The following is a 22,051-nucleotide window of genomic DNA, read 5'->3' as shown; positions in this document are numbered from 1 at the left end:
GATATGTCCGACATCAAGAAAGTCGCGATCATCGGCCTCGGCATCGGCCGCTCCCATATCGTCGAAGGCTATCTGCCGCATGCCAATCGCTTCGAGGTGGCCGTTCTTTGCGATCTGAACGAGGAACGCCTAAACGCGGTCGGTGACGAATTTGGTATTGCCAAGCGCGTCAAGGATTTCTCCGAAGTCCTCGCCATGCCCGATATCGACATCATCGATATCTGCACGCCGCCCGGCTCGCATTTCCAGCTCATCATGCAGGCGCTATCAGCCGGCAAGCATGTCGTCTGCGAGAAGCCGCTCGTGGGATCGCTCGCCGATGTCGATGCCGTCATCGCCGCCGAAAGGACCGCCAAGGGCCGGCTGATGCCGATCTTCCAGTACCGTTATGGCGACGGCATCCAGAAAGCCAAGCGCATCATCGCTTCAGGCCTTGCCGGCAAGCCCTATGTCGCAACGTCGGAGACGCATTGGGTGCGCGGCGCCGATTATTACGCGGTTCCCTGGCGTGGTAAGTGGGAGACCGAACTCGGCGGCGTGCTTATGACGCACTCCATTCACCTGCACGACATGCTCACCTATCTGATGGGGCCGATCGCAGGCCTCTTCGGCCGCGTCGCCACCCGGGTCAACGATATCGAGGTGGAGGATTGCGCCAGTGCCAGCCTGCTGATGGAAAACGGCGCGCTCGCCACCATCAGCGCCACGCTCGGGTCCCAGGAGCAGATCAGCCGCCTGCGCCTTGCCTTCGAAAACGTCCTGATCGAAAGCAACCATGAGCCCTACAGCCCCGGCCAGGACCCCTGGAAGATCGTTCCCGCCAATGACGAGATTGCCTCCAAGATCGATGCGCTGCTCGCCAACTGGTCGCCGATCCCGAACCGTTTCAACACGCAGATGAGGCTGTTCCATGAAGCGCTTGTGTCGGGCGGACCGCTTCCGGTGACGACGGCCGATGCCCGCCAGGCGCTGGAACTGGTCACGGCATTTTATGAATCGTCGGAAACCCGCACCGAAGTCCGCTTCCCCGTCGGGCCGGAAGCCAAGAAATACAAGAGCTGGAGGCCGGCATGAACATTGCCCCGCGAGCCATCAGAAACAAGGAGGAGGCGCCCATGGCGACAAGCGTATCGCTGCAGAAGGTTATCAAACGCTATGGCGAGCTTCAGGTGGTTCACGGGATCGACCTGGAAATCGAGCCGGGGGAATTCACTGTCTTCGTCGGCCCCTCCGGCTGCGGCAAGTCCACGCTGCTGCGCATGATCGCCGGTCTCGAGCCGATTTCCGGCGGCGGCCTTTATCTCGACGGCAGCCGCATGAACGATGTCCCCGCGTCCAAGCGCGGCATCGCCATGGTCTTCCAGTCCTATGCGCTTTACCCGCACATGACCGTCTACAAGAACCTCGCCTTCGGCCTCGAAACCGCCGGCATGAAGAAGAACGAGATCCAGCCGCGCGTCGAAAAGGCGGCCGAAATCTTGCAGATCACCCAGCTTCTCCAGCGCAAGCCGAAGCAGCTGTCCGGCGGCCAGCGCCAGCGCGTCGCCATCGGCCGCGCCATCGTGCGCGAGCCCAACATCTTTCTGTTCGACGAGCCGCTTTCGAACCTCGACGCCGAATTGCGCGTGCAGATGCGCGTCGAGATCGCCCGTCTGCACCAGCGTCTCGGCAACACCATGATCTACGTCACCCACGACCAGACCGAAGCCATGACCATGGCCGACAAGATCGTCGTGCTCAATGGCGGCAAGATCGAGCAGGTCGGCGCTCCCCTCGACCTCTACAACAAACCGAAGAACAAGTTCGTCGCCGGCTTCATCGGCTCGCCAAAGATGAACTTCCTCGATGCAAAGATCGTCGCCTCCGACGACGGTTCCGCCATCATCGATCTCGCCGGCCAGACGGTGCGCCTGCCGCGGCGGCTAGGCGGCCTGCAGCCAGGACAACCCGTCACCCTCGGCGCCCGCCCGGAACATCTGAATGTCCGTGACCGTGGTGTCGGGCTCGGCGATGCCCGAGTCGATCTCGTCGAGCACCTCGGCGGCCAGACCATCCTCTATGTCACGCTGCATGGCGGCCAGGCACTGACGGTCGCGCTGGAAGATCAGCAGAGCATCCGCGCCGGCGAAACGGTCGGCATCCATATCGATCCCGAGCGCTGCCATCTGTTCGGCCCGGACGGCGTGACGCTATAATCGAAGCATGCTGCGGATCGATCAAACCTCGACGATCCGCCGGCTGCCGATGGAGCGGATCTGGCCGGACGGAATGACATCGGCCGGAACGCCATCGCGCCGATGCAGCCGAACGCGCCGGCCGCTGCCCGGCGCCAGATGGAACCAGTCATCCTCCGCCCGATAGGTTTCCAGATCGATCTGCACCGACTGCGCGAGCCGATCGGTGCTGAGATCAAGGAACCAATCCTCGCCCTCCAGCACTGCCGATGCCGTGATCTCGGCATCGTGAAACGCCTTTGTGCGTCCAAGCGGAAAATAGAAGGCTTCGGCGATGACAGCACCGGTTGCCGGCACCGTCAGCCGCGCCACGGTGACATCATGCGACGGCGGGCCGAAACGGAAGGCGTAGGTCGTGTCGAAGAACGCGCCGAAAAGATCAGTGCATGCTATCTTTTGCTTGCCTCGGGCCTCGAGCACCAGATCGCGGCCACCGCCGACGACGATCTGACGGCCGTCGCGCAGGCAGGAGACCTGGACCGTGAGATCGAGCGCCGCATCGCTCTCGTTGATGATATGCAGATCGAGACCGTTGGTGCCTTCGTCCGTGAGCAGCACCTGCACCGGCCGGAAGGCACGGCGCAGCGCATACCAGACCGGCTTCGGCTCTCCGGTCGAATCGATCACACCCCAGCCCGGACCGGGCAAGAGATCCTGCAGCGTCCAAACGAGCGCCCCGTTACAGCCGGAACCATGGCGGCGCCACTCGGCATAGGTCTCCTCGGCCACTTCGCCGGTCACGGCGCGCGAGAGGTTGAGATAGAGATCCGCATCCTCCCGCCGCAGCTTGTTGGGCTCGAAGCCATAGAGTTCCTGAAGATAATGATCGCGCACATCCTCAAAATCCCAGGATGCGCCGCGATCGCGCGGCACGCGCTCTTTCCATAGTGGGCTATGGACTGCAGGAACCAGCAGATGCTGTCCAAGCGTGCGGGCTTGCGGCACATGCGCGAAAGCCAGGCTCTCGGCGGCAAAGCGGACATCGGCACGACGGGCATCGGCAAGCGGCCGCATATAGGCGCCGACACCATAGTAATGCGTGACGCCGACATTCGAAGAAAACGGCATCGGGCCGCCGGAGGGCGAATTGACCACATAGGGCACATCCGGTCGCAGCGATTGCACCAGCGGCGGGATGATCTCCTCGACAACAGGGCTTTTCCAGAACTGCTCGGGCAGGCCCATCATCGCCGCCTGCTGGTGGATCTCGCTGCCGCCGCAAAGGATTGCCAGAGATGGCGAGAGGCGGGTACGGCTCAGAAGCTGTGAAACCTCCGTTTCGACATGGGCATTGAAGGCTTTGTCATTCTTCGGATAGTCGAAATTGGCGAACATGAAATCTTGCCAGACCAGCAGGCCGAGCTCGTCGCAAAGGCGGAAGAAGTCCGGCGTCTCATAGGCCATGGTGCCGCCGATGCGGATCATGTTCATGCCGGCCTCGGCTGCCAGCCGCAGCCAGGATTCGTAATCCTCGCGGCCGCCGGGCAGGCGCGCGATATCGGCCGTCGTCCACACGGCACCCCGGCAGAAAATCCGCTCGCCATTGACGATCACAGCGAAATCCTCGCCATCAGCGCCGCGATCGACCGACAGCCGGCGAAAGCCGGTCTTTCCAAGCGCGTATTCGGCGCCATCGACGATGAGCGAGACATCATGGAGCTGCGGCGTGCCATGCGTATGCGGCCACCACGGCGCCACATCGGGAATTTTCAGGATTGCCGTGTAGCGACCGCCGCCATCCTTCTCAAACGCCTGCTCAGTCTCCCCGCATTTCAGCACCAGCTCGTTGATATCGCCCTCGGCCGCAAGCGAGGCATAGAGCCTGCCCTCGCCGTTTTCGAGCAAATCCGACCGCAAGGAGAGATCACGAATGACGGGCGCGCTCGGCCGCAACAGCGAAATCGGCCGCCACGGGCCGACCGCGTGAACCTCCGGGCACCAGCCGGGCATATGGCCGAGCAGCGTCGTGCGCACCGTCCGCAAGCCCTGCGGCGTGATCATCTGCGGCCGCCAGCGGGCACGCGGGCCGGGCTCGGAAAGCTTCGGCTCCAGCGCGCGGAAGCAAAGCGCCAGCTCGTCGCCACCAAGCAGCGTGACGTCGACGTCGTGCGCTTCGAACATGCTTTCGGAAACGAGGGTTTGCTGGCCATTGAGGAAAACTTCGCAAAGCGTCGCCAGCCCTTCCAGCCGCAAAACCGCCTCACCGGCCTCGGCATCCACCAGACGGCATATATACCAGGCATCGCGTTCGTTAAGAGGCTGAGGTTTCGTCCGGTCGAAACGCCCGGCCTTTTCCAGCGCTTCCGCCACAGTGCCTGGCACGGGTGCCGGAATGAAGCCAGAGGTCAGCGGCACATCTGACGGCAAGATGCAGGTGCCTGCATCCGTCAGTACCAGATTCCATCCTTCGCTCAGCCGCATTGCACCGCCGAGATCCGCCAAGCGCCCGCCCATGACATTTTTCGGGGATTTCCCCCGCCCCAATATGTTCAGAAATAACCCAGCCTTATGACGATCGAATGGAAGCCGATCAAAGCTTCCGTTCGAGCTCGCCCATCATGGCATCCCACGCATCTGCGGCAGGATCAAGGGCTGTGCGCAGCGGCTCGAATTTCTTGCGCGTGATGGCGCGGGCCAGTTGGAACTGCACCGACTTCGCCGCCTCGGAAATCTTCCGTGCCTCAGCCGCCGCTTCGGACAGATCGGCCGAGAGCCAGTCGAAATGACTGCCGGCAAGCTCGAAATTGGCGCCGAGCTGGCGCAGGGTGTTGAAAGCGTATTTATGAAAGAAGCCGAAAGGCCGTTCAGCGATCGCTTCCACCTGCGCGGGGAAAACCTCCGCAAAGGCGCGGATCGGATTGGCCTGCGGGCGGCGGCGGAAATGGAAAGACAAGAGCTGTCGTGCCGTCTGATGGATTGCGGCTTCAGCTGGCGCCCTATCCGGGAATTTCGCAAATTCCGTGTAAGGCAGGAACGGCAGATCCTCATCCGTCAAATGCAGCTGAAACAGCCCGTCGAAATCCTCGCCGGACAGCTGGAAGAAGCCGCCATTGTGGAAGTAATCGAGCGTGCGGCCTTGCATGTCGAGCCGGTTGATCGCCACCGTCGTCTTGCCGTGCTCGCGGCGATAGCCGACGCCCTGCGTGTCCGGCATGAAGAAGGAGTCCATCTCCACTAGGCAGAGCCGGCCACGGCCGATCTGCTCGGCGACATGGTTCTCAACCTTGTCGTAGATCGCAAGCTCGGTGCAGCGCACTCCGTAAAGCGCTTCCAGATCCTCCAGCGGCACCTTGAAGAAAGTGAACTGGTCGCCTTCGAAATCCTGACCTACCGTGAAGCCGAGCATGGCTTCCGGCGGCAGCTTCAGGCTCGAAAGCACCTCGATCCAGAGATCGATGTAGCAATTCGTCTCGGGCCACATGCGCTCGCTATCATGCAGCGCATGTGGCTTGTAGGCGGAGGGGTCAAGGCTCTGAAAGACGGCAGCCATGGAAGCGATCAGCCCCACAATGCCTTGCGCACACTCTCGGGCCATTCCTTGACGTCGAGACCATGGGTGTGGAACAGCGCCAGCGCGATGCGCTCCAGGCCGAAGCCGACGCAGGCCGTATGCACGACGCTGCCGTCGGCAAAGTTCAGGCCCCACTTCGTGCCGAAGGCATCCTGGTGGTAGTTGAAGCTCATGCAGGCGGTCGGCTTGGCAGTCGAGGTGATCGGGATCAGCAGCTCGAACTTCAGATTCTGATCGCGCTGGTTGTTGGCAAGCATTTTGCCGGCACGGCCGAAGAACGGGTCGTTGGCGACGTCGATGGTCACGTCGAGGCCAACGGCCTTCATCATCTCGACACCGCGATCCATCCAGCTCTGGCGGAAGTCAGTCACATGCTTTTCGCTGCCCATGCAGACATATTCGCGCATGCGGAAGAGCTGCTGACGGGCCGGGTCCTTGGAGGGCTCGTGGCGGAAGCAATAAGACTGCAGGTCGTAGAGCGCGCCGTTTTCAGGAATGGCACCGCGCTTGGCAACCGTCGGATAAAGCGGATAGCAGGCCGCCGGCGTCAGCACGATATCGGTCGCCTGCTGATCCTTCGTCCAGTCGTCGCCGACTTCCATGCACTTCAACAGGCTCATATGGTCGAGCTCATTGCCGCAGAAGCTGTGCACCGTGCCGGCGAGCTGCGGGAAGCTCTTCATGTAGCCGCTCGTTTCGAAGAAGGCGCGGTTCATGCCGGGCGGAAAGCGGATGGCTTCGGCGCCATCGGCACCGCCGAACGTGTCGATCAGCCGCTCGAAAGCGGCAATAACGTCTTCGAACTGGCCGCTGCGGCCATAGAGGCCATCAACGCCGGTGTCGATCAAAAGGCCGGAATCGAAAAGACGGTCGAGAAACGATGTTTGCATATCCATGACGATTACCCCAACAGGCTGGTATCTTGTTTGTGGACGAGCAGCATGGTCGACGTGTTGCCGAGAATGCGGTCATTCGAGATCATCAATTGCGCCGAATGCGCGTCGCGCAGGTGGCGGCCGAGGCTGTGGGGCGTACCGTTCTTGTAGCCCATGATGCCGCAGATCAGCATGGCGTGGTTGATGATCGGCAGGATCATCTCAGACGAGGCGATCTTGACGTTGTTCATCGCCACGGCAAAGGCCATCGACGACAGACGGTCAGCGTCGAGCTTCGCCTCTTCATAGGCCTTCAGCCCGGCAACCACATTGGATTTCACCATCTGCAGCATGCTGGAGGCTTCGGCGAGACGCAGCGCGCCGGGCGGCGGCGCACCGGGAGACTTGCGGGCAGCGGCACGCACGAAGGCCTGGGCGCGAGAAACCGCGTCGGCAGCAATGCCGTACCACACGCCGCTCCAGAGAAGATGCGAGCTTGCCAGCATCGATTGCGCGGCGATCTCGGCAAACGGCTTCGGCAGGATTTGCTTGGCCGGAGCTTCGCCCTTGAACAGGAAGCCGTCGGAGCAGGTGCCGCGCATGCCGAGCGTGTTCCACTCGACCGTGCGCTTGATCTCGTACTGGTCTTTCAGGAAGCAGGTCAGCACCTGATCGGAGGAGGCAGCCTCGGCATGGCTGCGCGAGGTGATCAGGATGGCGTCGGCATGGGCGCCGTAGGAGATGACGGTCGCATCCTTTTCGAGGTAGCAGGTGTCGCCCTCGACCTTGATCGCGCAGATGCTGTTGCGCAGGTTGCCGCCGATCCCGCCCTCGGTCGTCGCCGAAGCGAGCAGCAGCTGTTCCCGCGCGATACGGCGCATGAAGTCGCGGTGCCAGTCGCTTTCGGCGCCGTGCTCGACCAGGCTCGAAAGCTTGATCTGATGCATGGCGAAGACCATGGCGCTGGCAGCGCAAGCCTGACCGAGGATCGAGCAAAGCTCGGCGATTTCGGTCATCGACGCGCCTTCGCCGCCGAGATCGGCGGGAATCTGGATGGAGAGAAGCTTTTCGGCGCGCATGGCGTCGACGGCTTCACGTGGGAACCGGCCGTCGGCATCGACGGCGTCGGCGTGCTGGCTGGCGATCGCTGCGACACGGGCGGCGCGTACCGCCGCTCCCTCGCCCGTCCCAACCTCGAGTAAAGCGACCGCCGCAGTCATTATGCGACCTTTCTGCTGTCGAGGATCATGCCGACAGTTCTTTCAATCGCAGCGATGCTGGCGAAGGACTTGCGGTTCAGAAGATTGTCCGGGAATTCGATGTCGAAGGCTTCCTCGATGCCAAGCATCAACTGTACGGAAGCGAAAGAAGACAGTCCGGTTGCGTAGAGATCAGCATCGTCTTCGATCTGATCGGTAGCAACGGGAAGAGCGCCGAACTTGGCCAGCAAATCGCGAATCGTCTTGTTCATAGTCTAGTCCCTTCTGGCAATGACAAGCATAACCGCAGTTACACAGTCTTATCTTTCGCCAAGAAGTAACAGGCAAAATAGAACATTCCACTAAGCGACGTGGTAAATACAAACAACTTATAGTTTGTAGGAAATTGCTATATTCGAGACTTTTACGATTGAAATTTACCAAACGTAAGCCATCTAAATCGCGGCTCACGCATAAATATTAAATAAGTCTAATATTAAGATGTGATGACTTTTGAAAAGGACCGATACCAGAGAAGGTTAACGCACCCGAATTCGCCACAACGTTTTATTTGAAAAATATCATCACAATCAGAGCGTCAGTCGAAGTATAGACTTGCGATGCCACGCTCTAGCCTTCGGGCGGATAGACATGCGCGCCACCACGATAGTCTGAAATCGAATAGCAGCCTTCGCCCAACTCGCGAACCGAACTCTGACCGATATCGGCCTTGCCATAGCCGCCGGGGATATCGAGGATATAAGTCGGCTGGCAGAGGCCGGAAATACGCCCGCGCAGAGCGGCGACAATCGCCTGTCCCTCGGCGATCGTCAGGCGGAAATGGCTGGTGCCGGGCGCAAGATCGGGATGATGCAGATAATAAGGCTTCACCCGCGTTTCGACGAAAGCCTTCATCAGCGCCGCCAGCACGTCCGGATCGTCATTGACGCCCTTCAGCAAAACCGACTGGCTGACAAGCACGATCCCCGCATCCACCAGTCTTGCGCAGGCGGCGCGTGCCTCCTCCGTCAGTTCACGCGGATGGTTGGCATGCAGCGCCACATAAACGGTCTTGCCGCTCGCCTTCAGCGCCGCGATCAACGCGGCATCCACCCGCAAGGGATCGACGACCGGGATGCGCGTGTGGAAACGAACGATCTTCACATGGTCGATATCGGCAAGTTGCCTCAAGATCTCTTCCAGCCGCCGCGGAGAAAGCACGAGCGGATCGCCGCCGGTGAGGATGACCTCCCAGATCTCCTTGCGCTCGCGGATATAGGCAAAGGCGCCGTCGAGCGCATCGCCGTCCAGCGTGCCCAGCCCCTGCGGCCCGACCATCTCGCGGCGGAAGCAGAAACGGCAATAGACCGGGCAGACATGCACGGCCTTCAAGAGCACGCGATCCGGATAACGATGCACGATGCCTTCGACGGGGCTATGCGCATGATCTCCGATCGGATCGGCACGCTCATCGGGCGTGACGATAAGTTCAGCCGCATCGGGCACGAACTGCCGGGCAATAGGATCGGCCGGGTCGGTCGGATCGATCAGGCGCGTCACGGTCGGCGTCAGGGCAACGGCATAGCGCTCCGCCACCGCTTCGAGCGCAACTGCCTGATCGGCATCGATCAGTCCGGCACGCTCAAGCTCGCCGACCGTCCGGATGGGGCGCATCACGTTCATATGCCGTACTCCGCAACGGGGGCCCATAGCACCTGCTCGATCCGCGAAGCACCGGTTGCCAGCATCACGAGCCGGTCAAAGCCGAGTGCGATGCCGCTCGCCTCGGGCATGACGGCAAGCGCTTCCAGAAACTCCTCGTCCAGCGGATAGGTCTCGCCGTAGACGCGCTGCTTTTCGGCCATCTCGATCTCGAAACGGCGGCGCTGTTCTCCGGCATTGGTGAGCTCGCCGAAGGCATTGGCAAGCTCGACGCCGCAGGCATAAAGCTCGAAACGTTCGGCGACGCGATGATCGGTGGCGGATGGCCGGGCAAGTGCGGCCTCGGAAACGGGATATTCGTCAAGGATCGTGGCGCGGCCGAAACCGAGATTGGGTTCGATCTTCTCGACCAGCACCCGGCTGAAGAGATCCTGCCAGAGATCGTCATCGGCAACGCGGATGCCCGCCTTGCGCATATCCGCCGCCAGACGCTCACGATCCGTCGAACCGTCCAAGCCGATGGAGGCAAAGAGGTCGATGCCGGCATAGCGCTCGAAGGCGGCGGCCACACTGATGCGTTCGGGCTGCAGGAACGGATCGGTCTCGGCGCCACGATAGGTGAGCTTCTTCGCGCCAACAGTCTCGGCCGCCAGCGCCAGAAGCGCGGAGCAATCGGCCATCAGGGCCTCATAGCTCTCGCCGGCCCGATACCACTCCAGCATGGTGAATTCCGGATGGTGCAGCGGGCCGCGCTCGCGGTTGCGATAGACATGGGCGAAGCAGGCGATGCGCTCCTCGCCGGCCGAAAGCAGTTTCTTGCAGGCAAATTCCGGCGACGTATGCAAATAGAGAGGCGATGCCTTGCCATCGATGGTCAGCGCTTCGGTCTCGAAGGCATGCAGATGCGCCTCATTACCTGGCGACACCTGCAGCGTTGCGGTATCGACCTCGATGAAGTCGTTGCGCGCGAAGAAAATCCGCAGTGCCGCCTGGATGGCATTGCGGCCGATGAGGAATGGCCGCCGGTCCGCATGGACATTGCGGGACCACCAGGGGGACGCTTTGCTCGTCTTTGGCTTCATTCCTGGCTTTCTTCCGCGCACCGGCTGCGTTGGGGGGTGGCAATTTCCGTTGATTTAGGGTAGTTGCGCCCCCAAGCAAACAAAAGCTGCGTCTCGGAGAGCATTCTGACAGTCCCTCTACGACGCAAAACGCAGCGTTACAAGGAAGTCTTATGGTCAAGGTCATCGCCTCTTCCGTCCGCAAGGGCAACGTTCTCGACGTCGACGGCAAGCTCTATGTCGTTCTCACCGCACAGAACTTTCATCCGGGCAAGGGCACCCCGGTCACCCAGGTCGACATGCGCCGCATCGTCGACGGCGTGAAGGTGTCCGAGCGTTGGCGCACCACCGAGCAGGTCGAGCGCGCCTTCGTTGAAGACGTGAACTTCCAGTACCTCTATGAAGACGGCGAAGGCTTCCACTTCATGAACCCGGCCACCTACGACCAGGTTGTCGTCGACGTCGAAACCATGGGCGACCAGAAGGCCTACCTCCAGGAAGGCATGACCTGCATCCTGTCGATCCACGAAGGCATCCCACTGGCGCTCGAGCTGCCGCGCCACGTGACGCTCGAAATCACCGAGACCGAACCGGTCGTCAAGGGTCAGACGGCATCTTCGTCCTACAAGCCCGCCATACTGTCGAACGGCATCCGCACCCTGGTGCCGCCGCACATCACAGCCGGCACCCGCGTCGTCATCGCAACGGAAGACAATTCCTACGTTGAGCGCGCCAAGGACTGAGCCTCGGCCTCCTGCTTGCATAAGAAACGCCTCGTCCTCGTGACGGGGCGTTTTGCATTTTGGGCCAGCTGATAGCCGAGCACCATCCGGGACGCTTTGCGATACTGCGCCGCCGCGTTACGGCGCGCTGGCCTTTTTCTCGTCCGTCTCCGCCACAGCGGCAGCTTCGGAAGGCGCTTGCATATCGGTGCTGTGTTCATGCGGAGCCAAAGCCTGCAGATGCAGGACGCGCGGTGACATGGCGTGCATGAAAGCATCGGAGCGGCCGATATAGATCAGGGTCGCATCGTCAAGTTCCGCCAATAGGGCAAAAGCTTTCGCCTGCACTTCGGCCTCCAGCCCTTCGAGGGCATCGTCGAAGACGACCCACTTTGGCTTCGCCAGCAGCAGGTGCGCAAAGCCGACGGCCTTCTGCTCTTCGGTATCGAGCAAGCGATCCCAACGGGCCTGCGTGTCGAGGCGATTCTTCAGGCGGCCGAGCCCGACCTTATCCATAACGGCATCGACGGCGGCATCGTCGTAGGCGTCCCGGTCCTCGGGAAAGCAGATCGCCTCCCGGAGCGTGCCGGTCGGCACATAGGGCGTGTGCGGCACGAACATCATGTCTTCCATCGGCGGCAGGCTGACCGTACCGGAGCCGCTATACCATTGATGCGCCAGCACCTCGAACAGCAGCCTGCGGTTCACGCCATGATCGCCATTGATCATGACATGCTCGCCGGCATTGATCGTGACCGTGCCTTCCGCGATCCTGAAACCGTTTTCCGTCGCCTCGTCGTTGGTCTTCGTCGAGATCTCCAGATCGGTCCAGACCATCGTGCCGGGAGCCGCCTTGTCGAAGACGAGGGTGTACGGCATCGGCGTCTTGTCGTCCATTTCCGTCAGGGCCTTGCGGAAATCGGTGACGCGCATCAGCGTCGCTCGCCATTCGGCGATCGGGCCGAAATTGGCGACATACCAGCGCAGCGCCGAATTGACCTGATTGAAGGCGCCGACAGCGACCATCAGCTGACCGAAGGTCAACCCGCCGGAGAAATAGGCTGGCGCCGCCACGAGGATCGGGATGATCAGCACCAGCCAGCCGTAACCGGCCGAAACCCAGGTGAGATTGGTGTTGGCGATGGCAAGCTGGCGGATGACGGCAAGCACGGCCGATATGTCGATATTGATCCGCCTGCGCTCGTTCTCCTCGCCGCCGGCGATCGTGATCGCCGGCATGTGCTCATTGGCATGCATGAGCGCGAAGCGCAGTTCAGCTTCCTTCGAATAGCGATCCGCATTCAGCCGCACCAGGCGGCGCCCGACGAACTGGCTGAGGAACGATGCCGATCCGGCATAGAGGATCGCCGCCCAGACCATATAGCCGGGAATGGAAAAGCTCATGCCCTTGAGGTGAAAGACCATGCCGTTGGAAAGTTCCCAGAGCACGCCGATGAAACTCAAAAGCAGGATCGTCGCCTGAACCAGACCGATGGCAAGTCCCGTGGTGCTTTCCGCGAGATTGCGGGCGTCTTCATGCAGGCGCTGGTCGGGATTGACGCCGATCAAACCGGAAGAGGCGAGACGAAGCGCGCGCTTGGCCTGCAGCCACTGATTGACCAGATCCCGCGCCAACCCCTCGCGCATGTAGAGCGCCGTCATCTGGTTGAGCCAGGCTTGAATGACATTGAGGACGAGCAGCGATCCCGCGATGATGCCGAAGACGCCGAGCTGATGGAAGAAGGCGGAGATATCGCGACGCGCCAGGGAATCGTAGAAGGGCGCATTCCAGTTGTTGAGCAACACCTGGACGTAGGCCGTGCCCAGAATGATCACGAAAAGCGCAACTGTCAGGGAAATGATCTTGAGGCGGACCGGCGAATTCCAGAAGGCGGAGAACATCATCCTCAGCCGAAAGAAAAGGCTCAAATCGTACCCGACCTGCTCGTTTCCCTGGATATTCGGCTTGGCTTGCTTTTCAACTGCCATCAGCACTTCCCTGCGACGCGTCCCGTCAGTTAATCATGACCCGCCCTCATGTCCATCCTTGCAGCAGATAGGTGCGATCACGTTCCTATATACACCGTTTCGCGCCTTGAACCGAATTGGGTGAGGGAATAGCTTGCACCCGAAAGATTGAGAAAGCCTTCCGATGCAATTCCAAGGAACTGCCGACTACATCGCCGACAAGGATCTCATGGTGGCCGTCAACGCCGCCATCCGGCTAGAGCGACCGCTTCTTGTAAAGGGCGAGCCCGGCACCGGCAAGACCGAATTGGCCCGCCAGGTCGCAGCCGCCCTTGGACTCGACCTCATCGAATGGAACGTCAAATCGACGACGAAAGCCCAGCAGGGCCTCTACGAATACGACGCCGTCTCGCGGCTGCGCGACAGCCAGCTCGGCGACGTTAGAGTTCATGACGTCAGCAACTATATCCGCCAGGGCAAACTCTGGCAGGCCTTCACCGCGCCGCAAAAATGCGTGCTGCTGATCGACGAGATCGACAAGGCCGATATCGAATTCCCGAATGATCTCCTGCAGGAGCTCGATCGCATGGAATTCCATGTCTACGAAACCGCAGAGACCATCAAGGCGGCCATCCGCCCGATCGTGATCATCACGTCCAACAACGAGAAGGAGTTGCCGGACGCCTTTCTGCGCCGCTGCTTCTTCCACTATATCCGCTTTCCCGACATGGAGACGCTGACACGCATCGTCGAGGTGCATTATCCCGGCATCAAGCAGGCGCTCGTCCGCGCGGCGCTGACGCAATTCTTCGAGATCCGCGAGGTGCCCGGCCTCAAGAAGAAACCCTCGACCTCCGAAGCCCTCGACTGGATTCGCCTGCTGGTCGCCGACGACGTCGATCCCGAAACGCTGCGCGCCGATGCGAAGAACGCGCTGCCGAAGCTGCATGGCGCGCTGCTGAAGAACGAGCAGGACGTCCATCTCTTCGAACGCCTGGCCTTCATGGCGCGCGGGCAGGGGAAGTAATGCAGCCGGATGCGGTCAAGGTCCTGATCTATGCCGTTCGCGACGGGCATCTGCTCGTCTTCGACGAGCCGGATTTTCCGGCCATCGAGCTGCAGGTTCCGGGCGGCACGGTCGAGGTCGGCGAAGATCTGGCTCTGGCAGCAGCGCGCGAATTCGAGGAGGAAACGGGACTGATCGCAACAGCGCTGCGGCCGCTGGGCGTCAGTGACTACCGGTTTGAAAAGAACGGGCGCTGCCATCATCACAGACGGCACTATTTTCGCTGCGAAGTGCCTGAAGCCGCGCCGGCCGAATGGCATCATGTCGAGACAACGCCTTTTGGCGGCGGCGAGCCCATCTGCTTCCATTTTTCCTGGATACCGATTGCCGAGGCACGGAAACATCTGGGCTACGACATGGAAGCCCTACTCGACCGTCTGTAAGCTGCGGCCGACCTCGGAACGCGGCCGCAACAGCTGAACATTAGCCCATTGACCCGCCGGAATGACAGGTTTATGAAATTTCCCTCGTGGTGATTTGGCCGGCCGGCTTGCAGCCACGTTAAATAAGTCGCTAAAGGGCCGCGTGCGGACCGGTAGCGATTCATCGCGGCCGGTTTTTTTGTATTTGGCGAGTGAAGCAATGCCCATCAAGATTCCCGATACGCTCCCCGCGTTTGAAACCCTCCAGAGCGAGGGTGTGCGGGTGATGACCGAAACGGTGGCGTTCCGTCAGGATATCCGCCCCCTTCAGATCGGGCTTCTCAACCTCATGCCGAACAAGATCAAGACCGAGGTCCAGATGGCGCGCCTGGTCGGCGCATCGCCGCTGCAGGTGGAGTTTTCGCTGGTGCGCATCGGCGCCCACAAGGCCAAGAACACCTCGGAAGAACATCTCCTTTCCTTCTACGAGACCTGGGAAGAGGTGAAGCACCGCAAATTCGACGGCTTCATCATCACGGGCGCGCCGATCGAGCTGCTGGAATACGAGGACGTCACCTACTGGAAGGAAATGCAGGAGATCTTCGAATGGACGGCCACCAACGTCCATTCGACGCTGAACGTCTGCTGGGGCGCGATGGCGGCAATCTACCATTTCCACAACGTGCCGAAATATACGCTGACGGAAAAGGCCTTCGGCGTCTACCGCCACCAGAACCTGAAGCCCTCCTCGGTCTATCTCAACGGCTTCTCCGACGATTTCGCCATTCCGGTCTCGCGCTGGACGGAAGTGAGGCGCGCCGACATCGAAAAGGTGCCCGGCCTGCAGATCCTGATGGATTCGAGCGAGATGGGCGTCTGCCTCGTGCACGAACGGGCCTGCAACCGGCTCTACATGTTCAATCACGTGGAGTATGATTCCACCTCGCTGGCGGACGAATATTTCCGGGATGTGAATGCGGGCGTGCCGATCAAGATGCCGCACAACTACTTCCCGCATAACGACCCGGAAATCGCCCCGCAGAACCGGTGGCGCAGTCACGCGCATCTGTTCTTCGGCAACTGGATCAACGAGATCTACCAGACCACGCCGTATGATCTGGAGGAGATCGGCCAGGAAAGGACCTGAGGCTTGTTCATTCCCTTCTTCCTCAAACTGAAGGAAGCGAAAGTTCCGGTAACGCTCCGGGAATTCCTGTCGCTGCTTGAGGGAATGGAAGAGGGGATTGCCGACTATGACGTCGAGGCCTTCTATTATCTGGCGCGCACGACGCTCATCAAGGACGAGCGCTTCATCGACCGCTTCGATCAGATTTTTGCGGATTATTTCCGCGGCGTCGAAGCGATCGGCGGAGGCGCCGAAGGGGAAGCGGTCGAAGCGACCGCCATCCCGGAAGAATGGCTGCGCAAGCTCGCCGAGCGGCATCTCACCGAAGAGGAAAGACGGGAGATCGAGGCGCTCGGCGGCTTCGACAAGCTCATGGAAACGCTGCGCGAGCGGCTGGCCGAGCAGAAGGGCCGGCATCAGGGCGGCTCGAAATGGATCGGCACCGCCGGAACCTCGCCCTTCGGCGCCTATGGCTACAATCCGGAAGGCGTGCGCATCGGCCAGGAAACCTCGCGCCACCGCCGTGCGGTCAAGGTCTGGGATCGCCGCGACTTCCAGAATCTCGACGACGGCGTCGAGCTTGGCACCCGCAATATCAAGGTGGCGCTGAAACGCCTGCGCCGCTGGGTGCGCGAAGGCGCGGCCGAGGAGCTGGATCTCTCCGGCACCATCCGCTCCACCGCCGAGCATGGCTATCTCGACGTCCAGACGCGGCCGGAGCGCCGCAACGCCGTCAAGCTCCTGATGTTCTTCGACGTCGGCGGCTCGATGGACGATCACATCCGTGTCGTGGAGGAACTCTTCTCCGCCGCCCGGTCAGAATTTCGGCACATGGAATATTTCTACTTCCACAACTGCCTCTACGAAGGCGTGTGGAAGGACAATCGCCGCCGGCGCGTCGACATCACCGCCACGACGGATCTCATCCGCACCTTCGGCCCCGACTACCGCGTCGTCTTCGTCGGCGACGCCTCCATGAGCCCCTACGAGATCACCCAGGCCGGCGGTTCGGTGGAGCATTGGAACAAGGAAGCCGGCGAGACCTGGCTCGGCCGCATGACCGGCCATTTCCGCAAATGCATCTGGATCAATCCCGTGCCGGAAAACTACTGGGGCTATACGACCTCGATCTCCATCATCCGCCGGCTGATGACCGACCGCATGTATCCGCTGACCCTCGGCGGGCTGGAAAAGGCGACAAGAGAATTGTCGCGCTGAATTCAGTTCTTTTGGAGCGGCCGCGGCCATATTTGCGAACCGAAACGCCACCAAATCACCACAACCGTTTGTAGAAAAATAGACGCAGGAAAACTGGCTCCGATCGCTGGGGAAACTGGTGGAGATGTGCGTGCGCTATGTTGTTCGATTGCTTTTCTTCATCTCAACCATGTTGTTGGTCTCGCAGCCGGCGAGATCAGAGGAAGGAGATTTTTCCGGCCAGTGGGACCAGACCCATTCCGACATCGGCCCATGCGGAAAATGCCGCGTGGGAATAGTAAGGCATGGCAGATTTATGACGATCAGCGCGAACAACGGCTGGAGCGCAACGGCGGAGACCAGTCGAAATGGAAATGTGAACTACGCGGTAGGCGCAGGGCGATGGAGCGCTCAAACCGGCGTGTACGTCTCAAAGCCGTTCGATATCTTTCTTGCCGTTGATGGCAATAGGCTGATGATAATCATGGCTATCGGAAAAGCGGATGGATCAAAGCAACCGATCAAAGCGCTTTTCAGCAGGAAACCGATTAAATTTCTCAACGACAAGACCTAGCAGGCGGATGCATTTTTCCATGAATGCGGCAGAAGGAACGCCACGCCAACAATCAAGCGCGCCCCCAAACCAAGGCAAACCGTCCGCTTGTCTTACGCGTCGTACATTCATGGCGTAGCCTGCCGGTCCGAAGCTATTGGGGAAAGCTCAGTTGAACCTTGATCCCCCTTCGCCCGCCCCTAAATTTCGCCAGGGAATCGGTTGCGGAACGCGGCGAATGGGGGCAGGGTCTGAGCCTTGCATGATCGATATCAATGGATGAGCTGATATGACGGAAAGCACTTTGCAGCGGGAAGTTTTTGGGACGACGGCCGATGGAGAAACCGTCTATCGGGTCAAGATCGTGGGCGGCGGCCTGACGGCCCATATCATGTCCTGGGGCGCAGTCATCCAGGATCTCCGGCTTGATGGCCATGAGCCCGCTCTGCTCGTCGGCTTCGACAATTTCCCCGACTATCCCGCCCACTCCTCCTATTTCGGCGCCACGCCCGGCCGCTGCGCCAACCGCATCGGCGCCGGCCACTTCACGCTCGACGGCAAGCAATACCAGCTCGAACTCAACGAGAAGGGCGTCACCCATCTGCACGGCGGCAAGGACAATATCGCCAAGCGCAACTGGACGATCGTCGAGCACGCTACCGACCGTGTCGTCCTGAAGATCGTCGATCCCGATGGCCGGGCCGGCTATCCCGGCAATTGCACGATCCAGGCGACCTATTGGGTGCATGGCAACGGCGAGTTCTCGATCACCTACGAATCGACCACCGACCAGCCGACTCTCGCCAATGTCTGCCAGCACGCCTATTTCAACCTCGACGGCCGCGACGATGCGCTGGGCCACGACATCATGATCGCCGCCGACCACTATACGCCGACCGACGACAAGCAGGTGCCGACCGGCGAGGTCCGCGCCGTCGAGGGCACAGTTTTCGATTTCCGCGAGATGTCGCCGATGAAGCGCTTCGACGGGGCCGAGCAGGCGCTCTACGACTATAATTTCTGCCTGTCGACCGAGCGCACAGCCAAGCGCTCCGTCGTGCTCGCCCGCAGCGTCAATTCCGGCGTATCGCTTGAGGTCCGCACCACCGAGCCCGGCGTGCAGTTCTATACCGGCTTCAAGCTCAACGTTCCCGTTCCCGGCCACGACGGCCGCAAGATCGGCCCGTTTGCCGGCTTCTGCCTGGAGACGCAGGTCTGGCCCGATGCCATCAACCATGAAGGCTTCCCCAATGCCGTGCTCCGCCCGGGCGAGGTATTGCGGCAGGAAACGGATTACATCTTCACCAAGAACTGAGCGGGCCATGTGCCGCTCTCGTGAATTTCGGCCGGGCGTCCAAAGCGCCCGGCCGATTCTTTTTTGCGCCACGGCCAGATTCATCTTGTGAATTGGTTCTAAATAGGTTCTATATAGAAGTCATGGATAGAACCAGTTTGATCGCCGAATTGAACAATCGCGGTCTCAGCGACGGGACCGGAAGCGGGCCGCTGTACAAGCGCCTTGCGCAGGCGCTGACCGGTCTTGTCCAGGAAGGCCTGCTAAAACCGGGCACGGCATTGCCAGGCGAGCGCGATCTCGCTGGTGCATTGGAAATCGGCCGCGTTACCGTCAGGACCGCCTATCGTGACCTGCTGGCATCCGGCGTCATCGAATCCCGTCACGGCAGCGGCACCTTCGTTTCGCAGCATGTCGAGCGCATCGAACAGCCGCTCTGGCGTCTTTCCTCCTTCTCCGCCGACATGCGCTCGCGTGGCCGCGAGCCGGCGGCCCGCATCCTCCAACGCACCATCAGCGCACCGGCGCCGGAAGAATCCTTCCTTCTCGGCCTCGGCCTCGATGAACCTGTGCTGCGGCTCGACCGATTGCGCCTCGCCGACGGCCAGCCGCTTGCCATCGAGCGCGCCGTCGTTCCCATCAAGTTTCTCGGCGAAGGCGCCGTATCCGAAGGATCGCTCTACGATGCACTGGCCACCAACGGCTTTAAGCCCGTGCGCGCACAGCAGCGGCTGACCGCCGTGACGCTCGACCCCACCTCCGCATCGATCCTGACCGTCAAGGCCGGAGCGCCGGCGCTTCTGATCGAGCGCGTTTCCCGCCTGGCCGACCAGCGCGTGGTTGAATATACCCGCTCGCATTATCGCGGCGATGCCTATGATTTTGTTGCCGAATTGAGAATTGGAGATGACCTATGAGCGAGACCCAGTCCCTGATGCTGACGGAAGCAGGCCAATCGCCTGAAGTGGTTGCAACCCTGCTTGAAAAGGAAAAGCCCGCCTTCGCCGAGATCGCGAAGCTCTTCTCGACCGGTCGTCCGTCGCTGATCACGACGGCGGCGCGCGGCTCGTCCGACCATGCCGCCACCTTCTTCAAATATCTGCTGGAAATCTCCTGTGGCATCCCGGTCGCCTCCGTCGGCCCGTCGATCGCCTCGGTCTACGGCGCGCCGCTTCACCTGAAGGGCGGCATCCACTTCACCGTCTCCCAGTCCGGCGGCAGCCCTGATATCATCGCCATGCAGGCAGCCGCCAAGAAGGGCGGCGCCACCACGATCGCCGTCGTCAACGTCACCGACAGCCCGCTCGCCAAGGAGGCCGACATCGTGCTCGGCCTCAATGCCGGCAAGGAGCAGAGCGTCGCCGCCACCAAATCCTTCATTGCTTCCGTTGCCGCTCTTGCCGGCGTCACCGCAGCGGTCTCGCAGGACAAGGCCCTGATCGACGGCCTTGCCAAGCTTCCGGAAGCGCTGGCCGCAACCTCGGGCATCGATGGCAAGGCCGCTGAAGATGTGCTCTTCGAGGCCTCGTCGCTCTATACCAGCGGCCGCGGCCCCGCTTTCGCCATTGCGCTGGAAGCAGCGCTGAAGGCCAAGGAAACAGCCGGCCTGCACGCCGAAGCCTTCTCGCTGGCCGAACTCATGCACGGCCCGATGCGCCTTGTGCAGCCCGGCTTCCCGATCGTCGCCTTCTCGCCCGACGACGCCGCCTTCGCCAACAATGCGCAGGCGCTTGAACGCTTGCAGAAGCTCGGGGCGACCGCCGTCTCCTTCTCGACCGCGCCGCTCGCCGGCATCAACCTGCGCATGCCGACGACGGGTAACGGCCTGCTCGATCCGCTGGTGTCGCTGCTGTGCTACTATCGCCTCATCGAGGCAGTAACGCGCCGCAAGGGCTTCGACCCGGACAAGCCGGCTAATCTTCTCAAGGTAACGGAGACCATGTGATGGACTACAAGGTCTTTAAAGGCGCGCGCATCTTCGATGGCGACCGCTTTCACGAGGACAGCGCGCTGGTCATCGGCAACGGCCGCATCCACGCGATCACCGACATCAACGATGTGCCCGACAATGCCGAAACGATCGAGTTGAAGGGTGGCGTCCTCGCCCCCGGCTTCATCGATGCGCAAGTCAACGGCGGCGGCGGCCGCATGCTGAATGACGAGCCTTCGGCAGAATCCATGTACATGATCGCCGAGGGGCATCGCCCCTACGGCACGACATCGCTGCTGCCGACGCTGATTACCGATGTCGCGGCCGCGACCACTGCGGCGATCGAGGGTGCCATCGAGGCCGTGAAGGCCAATCGCGGCGTCGCCGGCCTGCATCTGGAAGGCCCGCATCTGGCTCCCGCCCGCAAGGGCGCCCATCTTGCCGAGCTGATGCGTCCGGTCGAAGACAGCGATGTCAGAACCTTCATCCGCGCCCGCGAGGCGATCGGCACGCTGCTGGTGACGATCGCGGCCGAACAGGTCACCGAGCGACAGGTGCAGGCGCTGGCCGAAGGCGGCGTCATCGTCAGCATCGGTCACAGCGATTGTACCGCGGAAGCCGCCGATGCCCGTTTCGACGCCGGCGCGCGTGGCGTCACCCACCTGTTCAACGCCATGAGCCAGATGGGCCATCGCGCACCCGGCCTCGTCGGTGCTGCGATTGATCACCCTGCTCCTTGGTGCGGTATCATCGCCGATGGGCACCACGTCGAGCCGGCGGCGCTCAGGGTCGCGCTGCGCGCCAAGCGCGGTGAAGGTCGCCTGTTCTTCGTGACGGACGCCATGTCGCTCGTCGGCACCGACCTTCCGAGCTTCACGCTGAACGGCCGCACGGTCTATCGCACCAAGGGCGGCTACTGCTCCAAGCTGACGCTGGATGACGGCACGCTGGCGGGCTCCGATGTCGATATGGCCTCCACCATCCGCTATGGCGTCAACATCCTCGAGCTACCGCTTGCCGAAGCTCTGCGCATGGCGACCTCCTATCCTGCCCGTTTCCTGCGGCTGACCGATCGCGGCCATCTGACGCCGGGAATGCGCGCCGATCTCGTTCACATCAACGACGGCATCGAAGTCACCGAAACATGGATCTCCGGCCAGCCATCGGCCTAGAGCCGGATCATTTTAGGTCTGTTCGACCTAAAATCTGAATCCGCTCTAGAATCAGAGAAGTAGAGCATGATGCCGAAAAGCGCTCGGCGGTCTTCCGTTCGAAATGCGTAAGGGCAAGA

At 61.3% G+C, this 22,051-nt stretch carries 20 protein-coding genes and 1 riboswitch; of the genes, 12 read left to right on the top strand and 8 right to left on the bottom strand.

The window, feature by feature from the left end; translation table 11 throughout:
* Positions 1-3: 3 nt before the first annotated feature.
* Both BJ928_RS28770 and ugpC read left to right on the top strand, forming a co-directional pair.
* A complete protein-coding gene (locus BJ928_RS28770; RefSeq protein WP_047634345.1) occupies positions 4-1,074 on the top strand; it encodes a Gfo/Idh/MocA family oxidoreductase in 1,071 nt (356 codons plus the stop codon).
* A gap of 41 nt (positions 1,075-1,115) precedes the next feature.
* Complete coding sequence (gene ugpC, locus BJ928_RS28765; RefSeq protein ID WP_047634429.1) at positions 1,116-2,195, top strand: sn-glycerol-3-phosphate ABC transporter ATP-binding protein UgpC; 1,080 nt, start codon at positions 1,116-1,118, stop codon at positions 2,193-2,195.
* A 21-nt stretch (positions 2,196-2,216) separates the two neighbouring features.
* Here the strand turns inward: ugpC and BJ928_RS28760 are convergent, their stop codons facing one another.
* From BJ928_RS28760 to epmA, 7 genes are all read right to left on the bottom strand, one after another.
* Positions 2,217-4,688 (bottom strand): glycoside hydrolase family 2 protein, encoded by a 2,472-nt coding sequence (locus BJ928_RS28760; RefSeq protein ID WP_047634346.1) that lies wholly within the window; start codon positions 4,686-4,688, stop codon positions 2,217-2,219.
* 76 nt (positions 4,689-4,764) lie between these two features.
* Complete coding sequence (locus BJ928_RS28755) at positions 4,765-5,724, bottom strand: DUF1839 family protein (RefSeq protein WP_047634430.1); 960 nt, start codon at positions 5,722-5,724, stop codon at positions 4,765-4,767.
* An 8-nt stretch (positions 5,725-5,732) separates the two neighbouring features.
* Positions 5,733-6,641 carry an amino acid--[acyl-carrier-protein] ligase gene (locus BJ928_RS28750; protein ID WP_047634347.1) on the bottom strand — a complete coding sequence of 303 codons (909 nt, stop codon included), beginning with the start codon at positions 6,639-6,641 and terminating at the stop codon, positions 5,733-5,735.
* A gap of 5 nt (positions 6,642-6,646) precedes the next feature.
* The gene (locus tag BJ928_RS28745; protein ID WP_047634349.1) at positions 6,647-7,840 is read right to left on the bottom strand and encodes an acyl-CoA dehydrogenase family protein; all 1,194 of its coding nucleotides are present in this window, start codon (positions 7,838-7,840) and stop codon (positions 6,647-6,649) included.
* Positions 7,840-8,091 (bottom strand): acyl carrier protein, encoded by a 252-nt coding sequence (locus tag BJ928_RS28740; RefSeq protein WP_047634350.1) that lies wholly within the window; start codon positions 8,089-8,091, stop codon positions 7,840-7,842. The genes BJ928_RS28745 and BJ928_RS28740 overlap by 1 nt, the downstream gene beginning before the upstream one ends.
* Before the next feature lie 358 nt (positions 8,092-8,449).
* Positions 8,450-9,502: a lysine-2,3-aminomutase-like protein gene (locus BJ928_RS28735; protein ID WP_047634351.1), complete on the bottom strand. Its 1,053-nt coding sequence runs from the start codon at positions 9,500-9,502 to the stop codon at positions 8,450-8,452.
* Positions 9,499-10,563 carry an EF-P lysine aminoacylase EpmA gene (gene epmA, locus BJ928_RS28730; RefSeq protein ID WP_047634352.1) on the bottom strand — a complete coding sequence of 355 codons (1,065 nt, stop codon included), beginning with the start codon at positions 10,561-10,563 and terminating at the stop codon, positions 9,499-9,501. Before epmA ends, BJ928_RS28735 begins: the two co-directional genes overlap by 4 nt.
* Positions 10,564-10,715: 152 nt before the next feature.
* Here epmA and efp point away from each other — a divergent pair, with 152 nt between their 5' ends.
* Positions 10,716-11,285, top strand: a complete 570-nt coding sequence (efp, locus tag BJ928_RS28725; protein ID WP_047634353.1) for an elongation factor P — start codon at positions 10,716-10,718, stop codon at positions 11,283-11,285.
* A gap of 117 nt (positions 11,286-11,402) precedes the next feature.
* Here the strand turns inward: efp and BJ928_RS28720 are convergent, their stop codons facing one another.
* Positions 11,403-13,253, bottom strand: coding sequence for an ABC transporter ATP-binding protein/permease (locus BJ928_RS28720; RefSeq protein WP_047634354.1), 1,851 nt, complete (start codon positions 13,251-13,253; stop codon positions 11,403-11,405).
* Positions 13,254-13,416: 163 nt separating this feature from the next.
* Here BJ928_RS28720 and BJ928_RS28715 point away from each other — a divergent pair, with 163 nt between their 5' ends.
* The 9 genes from BJ928_RS28715 to nagA all read left to right on the top strand — a co-directional run bounded on the left by BJ928_RS28715 (position 13,417) and on the right by nagA (position 21,932).
* On the top strand, positions 13,417-14,259 hold the full coding sequence (locus BJ928_RS28715; RefSeq protein WP_047634355.1) for a MoxR family ATPase: 843 nt from the start codon (positions 13,417-13,419) through the stop codon (positions 14,257-14,259).
* Positions 14,259-14,681, top strand: coding sequence for an NUDIX domain-containing protein (locus tag BJ928_RS28710; RefSeq protein WP_047634356.1), 423 nt, complete (start codon positions 14,259-14,261; stop codon positions 14,679-14,681). The genes BJ928_RS28715 and BJ928_RS28710 overlap by 1 nt, the downstream gene beginning before the upstream one ends.
* A 76-nt stretch (positions 14,682-14,757) precedes the next feature.
* Positions 14,758-14,835, top strand: a riboswitch (SAM riboswitch).
* Between the two features lie 45 nt (positions 14,836-14,880).
* The gene (metA, locus tag BJ928_RS28705) at positions 14,881-15,807 is read left to right on the top strand and encodes a homoserine O-succinyltransferase (protein ID WP_047634357.1); all 927 of its coding nucleotides are present in this window, start codon (positions 14,881-14,883) and stop codon (positions 15,805-15,807) included.
* A 3-nt stretch (positions 15,808-15,810) separates the two neighbouring features.
* The gene (locus tag BJ928_RS28700) at positions 15,811-17,004 is read left to right on the top strand and encodes a VWA domain-containing protein (RefSeq protein WP_047634358.1); all 1,194 of its coding nucleotides are present in this window, start codon (positions 15,811-15,813) and stop codon (positions 17,002-17,004) included.
* 130 nt (positions 17,005-17,134) lie between these two features.
* Positions 17,135-17,557, top strand: coding sequence for a hypothetical protein (locus tag BJ928_RS28695; RefSeq protein WP_147413956.1), 423 nt, complete (start codon positions 17,135-17,137; stop codon positions 17,555-17,557).
* A gap of 268 nt (positions 17,558-17,825) precedes the next feature.
* Positions 17,826-18,851 carry an aldose epimerase family protein gene (locus BJ928_RS28690; RefSeq protein ID WP_047634361.1) on the top strand — a complete coding sequence of 342 codons (1,026 nt, stop codon included), beginning with the start codon at positions 17,826-17,828 and terminating at the stop codon, positions 18,849-18,851.
* 122 nt (positions 18,852-18,973) lie between these two features.
* Positions 18,974-19,747 (top strand): GntR family transcriptional regulator, encoded by a 774-nt coding sequence (locus BJ928_RS28685; RefSeq protein ID WP_047634362.1) that lies wholly within the window; start codon positions 18,974-18,976, stop codon positions 19,745-19,747.
* Positions 19,744-20,775: an SIS domain-containing protein gene (locus BJ928_RS28680; RefSeq protein WP_047634363.1), complete on the top strand. Its 1,032-nt coding sequence runs from the start codon at positions 19,744-19,746 to the stop codon at positions 20,773-20,775. The genes BJ928_RS28685 and BJ928_RS28680 overlap by 4 nt, the downstream gene beginning before the upstream one ends.
* Positions 20,775-21,932, top strand: a complete 1,158-nt coding sequence (gene nagA, locus BJ928_RS28675) for an N-acetylglucosamine-6-phosphate deacetylase (RefSeq protein ID WP_047634364.1) — start codon at positions 20,775-20,777, stop codon at positions 21,930-21,932. Before BJ928_RS28680 ends, nagA begins: the two co-directional genes overlap by 1 nt.
* Positions 21,933-22,051 lie beyond the last annotated feature (119 nt).

Origin of the sequence: Rhizobium sp. WW_1, from assembly GCF_003610155.1 — a bacterium.
In the GTDB taxonomy this organism is placed as follows: domain Bacteria; phylum Pseudomonadota; class Alphaproteobacteria; order Rhizobiales; family Rhizobiaceae; genus Rhizobium; species Rhizobium tropici_A.
This window is presented reverse-complemented; position numbering and strand designations above follow the sequence as displayed.